The organism is Micromonospora sp. NPDC050200, assembly GCF_040656135.1.
In the GTDB taxonomy this organism is placed as follows: Bacteria; Actinomycetota; Actinomycetes; order Mycobacteriales; family Micromonosporaceae; genus Micromonospora.
This window is the reverse complement of the sequence record NZ_JBFALG010000118.1, coordinates 1-8,749: the sequence shown is the minus strand read 5'-3', so window position 1 is coordinate 8,749 and position 8,749 is coordinate 1. Positions and strand designations below refer to the sequence as shown.

The following is an 8,749-nucleotide window of genomic DNA, read 5'->3' as shown; positions in this document are numbered from 1 at the left end:
GAGGCCGCCCGCCCGGTCACCCCCCCGCCCCCCGCCGGCGGCCCCGCCCCGAACGCCGGCGCGCCGGCCCGACCGGCGCCCCGTGCGAACCTCGCCGACCTGCGCCGGCTGGCGATCGCCACCCTCGACGCGAACTGGGAGCACGACCACACGGTGCCCTCGCGCACCCTCTACCCGCACCAGTGGAGCTGGGACTCGGCGTTCATCGCGGTCGGGCTGGCCCACGTCCGCCCTGCCCGGGCGTGGCGGGAGCTGCGTACCCTCTTCGGCGCGCAGTGGGCCGACGGGCGGGTGCCACACATCGTCTTCAACCCGGCGCTGCGGGTTGGGTCGTACTTCCCCGGGCCGGAGTTCTGGGGCTCCGCCGCCGCCGACGGCGCCCCGGCCGTCGTCACCTCCGGCATCGTCCAGCCGCCGGTGCACGCCCAGGCGGCCTGGCTGGCGCACCGCCGGGCCCCCTCCGAGGCGTCGGCGCAGGCGTTGCGCTGGCTCTACCCGAGGCTGGTCGCCCAGCAGCGCTACCTCACCGGCCGGCGGGACGTCGGCGGCGCCGGCCTGGCCGCGATCGTGCACCCGTGGGAGTCCGGCCTGGACAACAGCCCGGCCTGGGACGCGCCGATGGCCGGTGTGGCCGCCGACGTCGCCGTCATGCGGGCGTACCGTCGGCACGACACCGCGCACGCCGACGCCGCGCACCGCCCCACGGACCTGGACTACGCGCGCTACGTCGCGATCGTCGCCTCCTACCGCGGCCACGCCTACCGCGACGAGGGGCTGGCCGGGTGGCATCCCTTCCTGGTGGAGTGCCCGCTGTTCAACGCGGCGCTGGGCGCGGCGGAGCACGCCCTGGCCGGGATCGCCGCCGTGGTCGGCGCCGACCCCGGCCCGCACCTGGACCGCGCGGAGCGGATCACCGAGGCCCTGGTCCGCCGGCTCTACGACCCGGTCACCGGCACCTTTCACCCGCGCGACCTGCGCACCGACCAGCTTGTCCCGGCCCGTACGGTGCTCGGGCTGATGCCGTTGATCCTGCCCGACCTGCCGGCGCGCCAGGTCGGGGCGGTGCTGACCGAGGCGTGCTCGGCGCGGTTCGGCCTGGCCCCGGGGATGGACCGTCCGCTGCCCACCCACGATCGGACCGCGCCGGACTTCGAGCCGCTGCGCTACTGGCGCGGCCCCAGCTGGATGAACATCAACTGGCTGCTCTGGCGGGGGCTGCGCACGCACCACCGGCCCGACCTGGCCGCCGGGCTGCGGGAGTCGATGTTGGATCTGGTCGGCACCGGCGGCTGCCACGAGTACTTCCACCCGGACACCGGGGTGGGGCTCGGCTCGGCGGCGTTCAGCTGGACCGCGTCGCTGCTGCTCGACGCCCTCGCCGAGGGGTGAGCCGGGCTCTGCCGGGCCGGGCGGCGTGGGGTCGGCTGCCGGACGGGGCCGACCCCACGGTCGTCAGGCGATGCCGGCCGGGGTGGCACCGCCGGCGCGCAGCGCGGCAAACGGCGCGTCGTCGACCGCGTACCCGAGCGCGTCGACCACTTCGACCACGCCGCTGACCTGCGCGGTCAGCCGCAGCGCCAGGTGCACCGTCGACCAGCGGTCGAGCTGGCCGGTGAGGGTGACCACGCCGCCCTGGACGGTCACCTCGACCATGCCCTCGCCGACGCCCAGCACCCGGTGCAGCACGTCGCCGACCACGTCCCGGCGGATGTCCGCGTCCGGGCGCAGGTGCACCTTGAGCAGGTCGCCCCGGGTCACGACGCCGACCAGCCGGCCCAGGTCGTCGGTCACCGGCAGCCGCTTGACCTGCCGCTGGTCCATGATCCGCGCCGCCTCCACCAGGGAGAGGCCGGCGGGGACGGTGACCGCCGGGGTGGTCATCAGGTCGGCGGCCAGGGTGGCCGCGGCCTTGACCCGCGCCTCCCGGTGCCGGCGGCTGGGGAGGAGCCGCCGCTCGGGCGGCTGCCCGAGCAGTTCCACCTTGTGCAGCAGATCCGCCTCGGAGACCACGCCGAGCACCCGCCGGGCACCGTCCACCACCGGCACCGCCGTGACGTGCCGGCCGGTCAGCACGTCCACGATCTCCCGGTACGCGGTGCCTTCCCGGACCGCCGCGACGTCCGTCGTCATCACGTCCTGCACCTGCCACGTCCGCATGGCGACCTCCTCGTTCCCACCCTCGAAGCTAGGCGCGGCGGACAGGCCCGGGCAGGGGCGCACGGACCGGCGGGCGGGCCGGAGGTCCCCTTCCGGCCCGGTGCGGATCGCCCGACCCCGGGACCGCCCCGCCGGCCGATCGCCACCACCGGAAGAGCCGGTGGGGCGGTCTACAGTGGATGCCCGCCCGGACCGGAGGAGCGCCCGTGGACCCCATCGACAAGATCGCCCGGGTCCGGATCGAGGACGGCCGGATCCTCAGCACCCGATCCCGGGGCCGGGACGTGTGGTACCTGCCCGGCGGCAAGCGCGAACCCGGCGAGACCGACCGGGAGACCCTGACCCGCGAGATCGCCGAGGAGTTGGGCGTGGCGATCGACCCGGCGACGGCTGTGCACGTCGGCACGTTCAGCGCCCAGGCGCACGGCCACCCGGGCGGCAGGCTGGTGCGGATGACCTGCTACACCGCCGACCACCACGGCGAGCCCCGGCCGGAGCACGAGATCGAGGAGGTGGCCTGGCTCGGGTACGCCGACCGGGACCGGGTCTCCCCGGTCGACCGGATCATCTTCGACCACCTGCGCCAGCGGGCCCTGCTGGCCTGAGCGACCGCGACGAGGCGGTGCGGTGCGGGCCCGGCCGGATATTTGGCGCTCGCCGCGGCCGGGATGGCCGCCGCGCTGGTCACCCGCTGCTCGCCGGTGTGGCGCACCGCGCGGATCCCGCAGCGGGCGGCCGGGCCGGTGCCGGAACCGGTCGGGTGAGGCGGCCGTTTGCGGCCCGCCGGGACGGGTAACCGCGGTCGGATTCCCGACGGGCGGCCGACGGCGTCCAGGCTGGGATGTCCGATCGGTGGAGTGGGAGGAGGACCGGTGCGCTTTCCCCTCTTCGTCGAAGCGGTCGCAAGGAAGGCGGAGCTGCCGCCGGAGCGGGCCGCCGCGATCGCCCGCGCCGTGCTGGTGACGGTTGCCGAGCGGGTGCGGGCCGGCGAGGTCGACGACCTGGCCGCCCAGTTGCCGGACGACCTCAGTGCGTACCTGGCCGGGCCGCCGCCGGACACCGCGCCGGGCGCGGCGGAGACCTTCGGGCCGGTCGAGTTCCTGCGCCGGGTGGCCGACCGGGCCGGCGTCGAGCCGGCGACCGCCCAGGTCGGGGTGCGGGCGGTCTTCGCCACCCTGCGCGAGGCGGTCACCGTCGGCGAGTTCCAGGATCTGGTGTCCCAGTTGCCGAAAAGTTTCACCAGGGATGTCGATCCGCCCCCGCGGCCGTACGATGGATGACGCCCGCCGCCGGTCCGCAGCCCGCCTGAGCTGCCGTCAAGGAGTAGCCGGGGTGGAAATTCCCCGGTCTGCAACCTCTTTCACCGGAAAATTACCCGGTGGTAAACGCTTAGGCGGAAACTCCTCCCCGCGCTAGAGGGATGATCGGCCGAATTTCGACGCCCGATCTCCGGCGCGTCGTAGCCCCTTCGGGCTGACTCCGATCGATGGCCTGTTCCAGGAGGCATCGAGGCCTATTCTGGCCCCATTGTGAAGTCCTGGGGGGGATCATGGTCACAATTGTCGATACCCACGTGCCTGTCCACAGTGGAGCAGAGCTAGCTCACTGACATGGCGCAATCAATGATCATCCAGCGTTTCGTGGCCGTCGCTGCCGCCCATCCCGACCGGCCGGCGATCCTCGGCGAGCGCCACGACGTCGGCTACGCCGAGCTGGCCGGCAGCGCCGGTGGCCACGCCGCCGCGCTCGCCGCCGCCGGCCTGCGCGCCGGCGACCGGGTCGCCCTGCTCACCGGGCACGGCACGCCCACCGTCGCCGCCGTCCTCGGCGCCCTCGCCGCCGGCTGCGCGTACGTGCCGTTGGACCCGGGGTTCCCCGTCGCACGCCTGCGGCACATGCTCGCCGCCGCCGACGTCCGCGCCGTCGCCTGCGCCGCCGCGCACCGGGAACTGGCCGAGCGGCTGCGCGCCGACCGGCCCGGCACCGCCGTGGTCGAACTCGACGGGGTCGGGTCCGCCCCGCTGCGCCCCGTGCCGGTCGATCCGGACGCGCCGGCGTACGTGCTGTTCACCTCCGGCTCCACCGGCACGCCCAAGGCGGTCGCGCAGACCCACCGCAACCTGTCGCACGTCGTCGACAACCAGATCCGCACCCTGGACATCGGCCCGGGCGACCGGCTCAGCCTGCTCGCCTCGTTCAGCTTCGACGCCGCCATCCCCGACCTGTACCCGGCCCTGCTCACCGGTGCCTCCGTCGTCCCGGTGGACCTGCGCCGGCAGGGGCTGGCCCACGCGGCCGACCAGCTGGTCCGGCACCGGGTGACCGTCTACCACTCCACCCCGACCGTCTACCGGTTCCTGCTCGACACCCTCGGCGCGCGCCGGCTCGACTCCGTCCGGGTGGTGCTGCTCGGCGGCGAGCAGGCCACCCACGCCGACGCCGCCCGCGGGCGGGACCGGTTCGCGCCGGGCTCCGTCCTGGTCAACGGCTACGGCGCCACCGAGATGACCTTCGCCGCCCGGTACGCCGTGGCGTTCGCCGACGCCGATCCGACCGCCACCGGACCGCTGCCGATCGGCACCCCGCTGTCCGGGTACGAGCTGTCCCTGGACCGGGACACCGGCGAGATCGTGGTGCGCAGCCCGTTCCTCGCCCCCGGCTACCTCGGCCAGGACAGCGACCGGTTCGCACTGGCCGACGACGGCGTCACCCGGGCGTACCGCACCGGGGACCTCGGCGCGCGGCTGCCCGGCGGCGAGCTGGTCTGCCTCGGCCGGCTCGACCGGCAGGTGAAGGTGCGCGGGTTCCGGGTCGAGCTGACCGAGATCGAGGCGGTCCTCGCCGCCCAGCCCGGCGTCGCCGCCGTACGGGCCATCGCCCGCGACGGCGAGCTGCTGGCGTACGCGACGCCGGCCGGCGGGCCCCTCGACCCGGCGGCCCTGCGCGCCGCCCTCGCCCGGCGGCTGCCGGACTACGCCCTGCCCCGCGCGGTGGTCGCGCTCGACGCCTTCCCGCTCACCGTCACCGGCAAGGTCGACGAGCGGGCGCTGCCCGAACCGGCGCGGGACGTCCCGGCCGGGCAGGACCCGACCACCGAGACCGAGCGGGCGGTGCACGACATCTGGTGCGCGGTGCTGGGCCGTGACGCGGTCGGCCGGCAGGAGAGCTTCTTCGACGCCGGCGGCCAGTCCCTGCTGCTCGGCCAGGTGCAGCAGCGCATCGCCGAGCGGTTCGCGGTGGCGCTGCCGATGGTGCGGCTCTTCGCCCACCCCACCGTCGCGGCGCAGGCCCGGCTGCTCGACGCGGCGGCCACCGTCGACCGGCCGCCCGCCCCCGCCCCCGCCCCGACCCTGCCCGCCCCGGCCGCGCCGACCGTCGCCGCCCGCGAGTACAGCGGCGACGAGATCGCCGTGGTCGGGCTGGCCGGGCGGTTCCCGGGCGCCCCCGACGTGGCCACCTTCTGGTGGAACCTCTGCGCCGGGGTCGACTCGATCCACGACCACACCGACGCCGAGCTGGCCGCCCTGGGCATCGGGCCCGGCCTGCGCGCCGATCCCCGGCACGTCCGGGCCGCCGGCCGGCTCGACGGCGTCGCCGACTTCGACGCCGAGTTCTTCGCCATGGGCGAGCAGGAGGCCGCCCGCACCGACCCGCAGCACCGGCTCTTCCTGGAGACCGCGTGGGAGGCGCTGGAGGACGCCGGGCACGACCCGCTCCGCTTTCCCGGGCTGGTCGGGGTCTACTCGGCCACCTCCGCCAACCGGTACTTCCTGTTCCACCTCCTGGACAACCCGGCCGTGGTGGGCGACGTGGACCCGGACGACTGGGAGGCCCGGCTGATCGGCCGGCAGTTCACCGACCACCTGCCCGGGCAGGTCGCGTACCGGCTGGGGCTGACCGGGCCGGCGGTCGCCGTGCAGAGCGCCTGCTCCAGCTCGCTGGTCGCGGTCTGCCTCGCCGCGCAGAGCCTGGCCGACTACCAGTGCGACCTCGCCCTCGCCGGCGGGGTCAACGTCACCTGGCCGCGCTACCGGCACACCCCCGGCGGCCTCGCCTCACCCGACGGCCGCTGCCGGGCCTTCGACGAGGCCGCCGACGGGGCCGGCTTCGGCTCCGGGGTCGGGGTCGTCGCGCTGCGCCGCCTCGCCGACGCCCAGGCCGACGGCGACCGGATCTACGCCGTGCTGCCCGGCTGGGCGGTCACCAACGACGGGCCCGACCGGGCCGGCTTCGCCGTCCCCGGCCCCGCCGGCCAGGCCGCCGCTGTCGCGAACGCCCTCGCCGCCGCCGAGGTCGCCCCCGGCGAGGTCCGGTTCATCGAGGCCCACGGCAGCGGTACGCCACTCGGCGACGCCATCGAGGTCGCCGCGCTGCACGAGGTGTACGGCGGCGCCGCGCCCGCCGAGTCCTGCGCGCTCGGCTCGGTCAAGACCAACATCGGCCACCTCGACGCCGGGGCCGGCGTGGCCGGGCTGATCAAGACCGTGCTCGCCGTGCAGCACGGCGTGATCCCGCCCAACCTGCACTTCACCCGCCCGCACCCGGAGATCGACCTGGCCGGCGGCCCGTTCCACGTGCCGACCAAGGCGCGCGACTGGCCGCCGGGCCCGCGCCGGGTCGCCGGGGTCAGCTCGTTCGGGCTCGGCGGCACCAACGCCCACGTGGTGGTGGAGCAGCCGCCGCCGGTCGAGCCGGTCGAGGCGGCGGAGGGCAGCGCGTATCTGCTGCCGGTCTCGGCGCGTACCCCGGGGGCGCTGCGCGCGACACTCACCCGGCTGCGGGCCCACCTGGCCGGCGCCGCCCCGGCGCTGCCCGAGGTGGCCGCCACCCTGGCCCTGGGCCGGCGGGCCTTCGACTGCCGGGCCGCGGTGGTCGCCACCGACCTGGCCGGCGCGATCGCCGCGCTGGACGAACTGCTCGACGCCGACACCCGGATCGCCGGCGCGCCCGGCCGGCTGCGGGACCTGGCCGCGGACTGGGTCGCCGGCCGCGACGTCGACTGGGCCGCGCTGCACCCGGCGGAGGGTGTGCGCCGCACCGGGCTGCCCGGCTATCCGTTCCAGCGCCAGCGGTACTGGATCGACCCCCCTCAGAAAGGCGCGCGGTGAACTGGTTCGTCTCGCCCGGAAGCCGACCCCAGGCGCCGGTGCAACTGTTCTGCCTGCCCTACGCCGGGGCTGGCGCGAGCGCCTTCCGGCGCTGGCAGGAGGGGATCGGCCCGGACGTCGAGGTGCTGCCGGTGCAGCTCCCCGGCCGGGAGAACCGGATCAGCGAGGACCCCCGGTTCACCGTCCCCGAGGTAGCCGCCGCCATCGCCGGGCGCGCCGACCGCCCGTACGCGATCTACGGCCACTCGATGGGCGGCCGGGTCGGCTTCGAGGTGGTCCGGGAGCTGCGCCGCACCGGCCGCCCGCTGCCGCTGCGGCTCTACGTGGGCGGCGCGCGGGCGCCGCACGTGACCGCCCCCAGCCTTTTCGACGGACTGTCCCAGGTGGACGACGACGAGCTGCTGCGCCGCCTCGGCGCGGGCGGCGGACTCCCCGCCGAGCTGCTGGAGCACCCCGAGCTGGTGCAGCTGCTGCTGCCGCTGCTGCGGGCCGACTTCGGCCGGGTGGACAGCTACCGGTACCTCCCCGGCGACCCGCTGCCGGTGCCGGTCGTCGCGTTCAGCGGCCGGCACGACCGGGCGGTCAGCCAGGAGCAGAGCGCCGCCTGGGGCGCGCACACCGCCGCCGGGTTCACCCTGCACGAGATCGACGGCGGGCACTTCTTCCTCACCGACCGGCTGCCCGAGCTGCTCGCCGCCCTCCGCGCCGACCTGTCCGACGCCGTCGGCGCCAGCGCCGCCGTCGCGCCAGCCGGTGCCGCGCCGGCTGCCGTCGCCTCGGCCGGTGCCGCATCCGCTGCCGGGTCCGGCGGTGCCGGGTCCGGCGCTGCCGCACTTGGCGGTGCCGTGTCGGGCGGCCCGCCCGACGCGCACCGGGTGCCGCTGGGGGACACCGGCTGGTCGGTGTGGCGGGACGCGGTGCTGCGCACCACCGGCTTCCCCGCCGACGGGCTGGCCATGTTCGGCGCGCCCTCGGCCGCCGCGGCGGCCGACGAACTGATCGCCACCGGCGCTGGCGCCGAACGCTTCGACAAGGAGTTCGAGGAGGCCACCTCGGCCGCCGCCCGGCGGTTCGCCGAACTGGCCGCCGACCCGCTGCTGCGTGAGGCGGTCACCTGGCAGAACCGGGGTGCCCTGGTCATCCTCGACGCGCTGGTCGCCGGCGGGCCGCAGCCGCGGCGCAACAACAAGCACCGGGACCGGGAACGGTCCCTGCTCAAGTACTGGCAGCGCTACTGCGGCAAGAACGAGACCGTCGGCTTCTTCGGCCCCGGCTGCTGGGTGACCGTGGACCCGGCGCGGGCCGAGGTGGCCGAGGTCCGCCCCGGGCCCTACCTGACCCGCCGGCGCTGGGTGCCGTTCGAGTCCTGGGCCCTGGCCGCGTACGCCGACCGGCTCGCCCGGGACCTGGCCGTCCGGCAGTGGTGGCCGCCCCTGCTCGCCCCGCAGCTGAGCCTGCGCGGCCGGACCGTGCTGCGGCCCGGC

General features: G+C 76.2%; 6 protein-coding genes. 5 read left to right on the top strand and 1 reads right to left on the bottom strand.

What is annotated here, in order from left to right; translation table 11 throughout:
• Positions 1-99: 99 nt before the first annotated feature.
• Positions 100-1,389, top strand: a complete 1,290-nt coding sequence (locus AB0I41_RS34060; protein WP_357115269.1) for a hypothetical protein — start codon at positions 100-102, stop codon at positions 1,387-1,389.
• A gap of 63 nt (positions 1,390-1,452) precedes the next feature.
• Here AB0I41_RS34060 and AB0I41_RS34055 read toward each other — a convergent pair whose 3' ends face one another.
• Complete coding sequence (locus AB0I41_RS34055) at positions 1,453-2,157, bottom strand: CBS domain-containing protein (RefSeq protein WP_357115267.1); 705 nt, start codon at positions 2,155-2,157, stop codon at positions 1,453-1,455.
• A gap of 206 nt (positions 2,158-2,363) precedes the next feature.
• Between AB0I41_RS34055 and AB0I41_RS34050 the strand changes: the two genes are divergently transcribed.
• The 4 genes from AB0I41_RS34050 to AB0I41_RS34035 form a co-directional block, all read left to right on the top strand.
• Positions 2,364-2,762, top strand: coding sequence for an NUDIX domain-containing protein (locus tag AB0I41_RS34050; protein ID WP_357115265.1), 399 nt, complete (start codon positions 2,364-2,366; stop codon positions 2,760-2,762).
• 267 nt (positions 2,763-3,029) lie between these two features.
• Positions 3,030-3,437: a DUF2267 domain-containing protein gene (locus tag AB0I41_RS34045; protein WP_357115263.1), complete on the top strand. Its 408-nt coding sequence runs from the start codon at positions 3,030-3,032 to the stop codon at positions 3,435-3,437.
• A gap of 342 nt (positions 3,438-3,779) precedes the next feature.
• Positions 3,780-7,265 (top strand): AMP-binding protein, encoded by a 3,486-nt coding sequence (locus AB0I41_RS34040; protein ID WP_357115261.1) that lies wholly within the window; start codon positions 3,780-3,782, stop codon positions 7,263-7,265.
• The coding region (locus tag AB0I41_RS34035; RefSeq protein WP_357115259.1) for a thioesterase domain-containing protein at positions 7,262-8,749 on the top strand (1,488 nt) is incomplete at its 3' end. The genes AB0I41_RS34040 and AB0I41_RS34035, both read left to right, overlap by 4 nt.